At 56.6% G+C, this 2565-nt stretch carries 1 protein-coding gene and 2 pseudogenes; 1 reads left to right on the top strand and 2 read right to left on the bottom strand.

Annotated features, from left to right (window positions below; all coding sequences use genetic code 11):
• Positions 1 to 74 precede the first annotated feature (74 nt).
• Together istA and ACGYK9_RS19255 are read right to left on the bottom strand one after the other, a co-directional pair.
• Positions 75 to 1568 (bottom strand): IS21 family transposase, encoded by a 1494-nt coding sequence (gene istA / locus ACGYK9_RS19260; protein ID WP_394415310.1) that lies wholly within the window; start codon positions 1566 to 1568, stop codon positions 75 to 77.
• Positions 1471 to 1689, bottom strand: a pseudogene (locus tag ACGYK9_RS19255) (transposase domain-containing protein); the annotation flags it as partial. The pseudogene ACGYK9_RS19255 and the gene istA, both read right to left, overlap by 98 nt.
• A 63-nt stretch (positions 1690 to 1752) precedes the next feature.
• On the opposite strand from ACGYK9_RS19255, the pseudogene ACGYK9_RS19250 reads away from it, so the two are divergent.
• Positions 1753 to 2495 (top strand): annotated as a pseudogene (locus ACGYK9_RS19250) (IS3 family transposase); the annotation flags it as partial.
• Positions 2496 to 2565 lie beyond the last annotated feature (70 nt).

The raw sequence follows: 2565 nt of genomic DNA, 5'->3' as shown, positions 1-2565 counted from the left end.
CGCGGACAGCAAATCATGGGCGCAAGCTGCCATTCCATGCAGCCTCAAGGCGGTCAGTTGGTCGATGAGAGCGTTCATGCGGCAGCCTCCTCGGCCGAGCAGAGCGCCTCATAGCGCTTGCAGTCGGCCTCGGGCCGCACGGTCAGCTGCGGATAGACATTGCCCTCATTCAACGGCGTGATGATTGGCTCCACCAACTGGTTGATCAGATTGGTGATGGCAGGAAGGCGCAACGTGTTTTGTTCAACTGCCAGTTCGCAGGCCGTCTCCACCACCTCGATCCCGTGGTCCTGGGCCAGTAGAAGCAGATCGACGAACTCCCGGTCCCCGCCTTTGCCAGCCATGTAATGCTCCCTGATCCGATGCATGGCCTCAGGCAGTTGCCAGTCCACAAAAGGGGCGCCGTCGCGCAGAGCGCCGGGCTTGCGATCCAGTAGAGGAACATAATGCCAAGGTTCAAAATAGCTGACGTTGCGGGTGAAGCGACGCTTGTGCTCGGCAATAACGTCCTGGCCTGACACCAGCACGATCCGGCTCGCATAGGCGCGCAAGGAGACATGCTGGCCTGCAAACCGGGAAGGCACGCTATAGCGATTGCTGTCATATTGAACCAGGCAGGTGGAACGGACCCGCACCGTCTTTTCCACGTAGCCATCAAAAGCCCGCCCCAGGGGGCGCAGCTCGGCGCGCTCATCTTCAAAAACCTCCGCAATCGTACGGGACGATTGTTCAGGATGGGCGCGGCTTGCCAATTCCTCGCAGCGCAGACGCAACCAGTTGTTCAGCCCATCCAGATCATCAAAAGCTGGCATGGGAACAAACAATCGGCCTCGTAAAAAATGGACCTGGTTCTCCACCTGACCTTTCTCCCAACCCGACGCGGGGGTGCAGGCAACCGGCTCCATTACATAGTGGTTCATCAATGCCAGGAACCGGGGATGGAACACTCGGTCCTTCGAGCGGGAGACATAGGTCACCATCGTTTTGGGATTGTCGATGATCACCCGTCGCGGAACCCCGCCGTAGAAGGACAGCGCCCGTACAAAGGCATCCAACACCATTTCTTGGCTCTCGCCGGGATAGGCTACGACAAAAGGTTTGCGACTATGGCACAGGCGGAAGTGAGCAACCTTTACCTTCTGCTCGACACCACCGAGAACAACGCGCTCTTCGCTCCAGTCAAACTGGAGCGCATCACCGGCAGCAAAATGCAGGGGGATAAACGCCTCTCCCGATCCAGCATCGGCACGTTTGAGGTCTCGGATAAATCGCTGAACCGGAGAATAGGACCCAGTATACCCTTCCGAGACGAGCTGTTCGTAAAGCTTCGTGGCCGTCCGCCGCTCCCGGCGCGGGCGCTTGTGATCCTGCTCGAAAAGCTCTTGGAGCCGCGCGTCAAATCCATCGCACAGCTTATGCCGGGTCGGTGGCGCTTGCCGCTGATAGCTCGGTGTGTAAGCGGTGCGCCGTTCACACCCGATTGACGTAGTTCCAGGGCAGCAGTTGTTTGATATTGGTCTGTTTGTGCCCGTCTGAGATGGCCATGAGGACACCAGACAAATATCCATGCGGCTCGATCCCGTTGAGTTTGCAGGTCTTGATCAGGGACGCGATGACAGCCCAGTTTCGTGCGCCAGTATCGTGTCCGGCGAACAGAGCATTTTTCCGGTTCAGAGCAATGGGACGGATTGGACCTGTCGCGGTTTGATGCCGCTCCTTTGATAGCATCTACTGCAACAAAGGAGACTAACTATAGGACTGAAACGCACAGATGAATTCCGCGCTGATGCGGTGCGTATCGCGCCAACCAATGGACTGACGCGCAAACAGGTGGCTGACGATCTGGGCATCGGCACGTCGACGCTCAACAAATGGATCACTGCACATCGAGACACGGATGTGGTGTCAAAAGAGGATCTGAGCCTTGCCGAAGAGAATGACCGTTTGCGTCGTGAGAACCGCATTCTCAAGGAGGAGCGGGAAGTGTTAAAAAAGGCCACGGTGTTCTTTGCGAGCCAAAAGCCGTGAGGTTTAAGTTCATTGAAGAACACCGAACAACATTTTCCATCAATCTGATGTGCCGGGTTATGGCAGTCAGCCCGCGTGGTTTGCGAGCGCATCGTGGCCGTCCAGCCAGCCGCAGGCAGCGGTCTGATTTGGTCACGCTGGCCCATATCAAAGAACAATCCCGTCTCAGTTTGGGCAGTTATGGCAGGCTGCGTATGACCGAAGAGCTGAAGGAAATTGGTCTGAATGTAGGGCACCGCCGCGTAGGCAGGCTGGTGCGTCAGAACGGCATATCGGTCGTAAGAACTCGTAAATACAAGGCGACAACGGACAGCAATCATAAGTTCAATATCGCGCCAAACCTGCTGGATCGTGACTTTAACGCTGATGCGCCCAACCAAAAGTGGGCAGGCGATATCAGTTATATTTGGACGCGCGAGGGGTGGCTGTACCTGGCTGTGATATTGGATTTGCATTCACGGTGCGTATTCCGGAGTATCCGCCCACTCATTCCGACAACATGCGCCCACCTATTCCGGGGTATCCGCCCACTTGTGA

The sequence above is a fragment of the Sulfitobacter sp. 1A15258 genome, from assembly GCF_043557045.1.
In the GTDB taxonomy this organism is placed as follows: Bacteria; Pseudomonadota; Alphaproteobacteria; order Rhodobacterales; family Rhodobacteraceae; genus Sulfitobacter; species Sulfitobacter faviae.
This window is presented reverse-complemented; position numbering and strand designations above follow the sequence as displayed.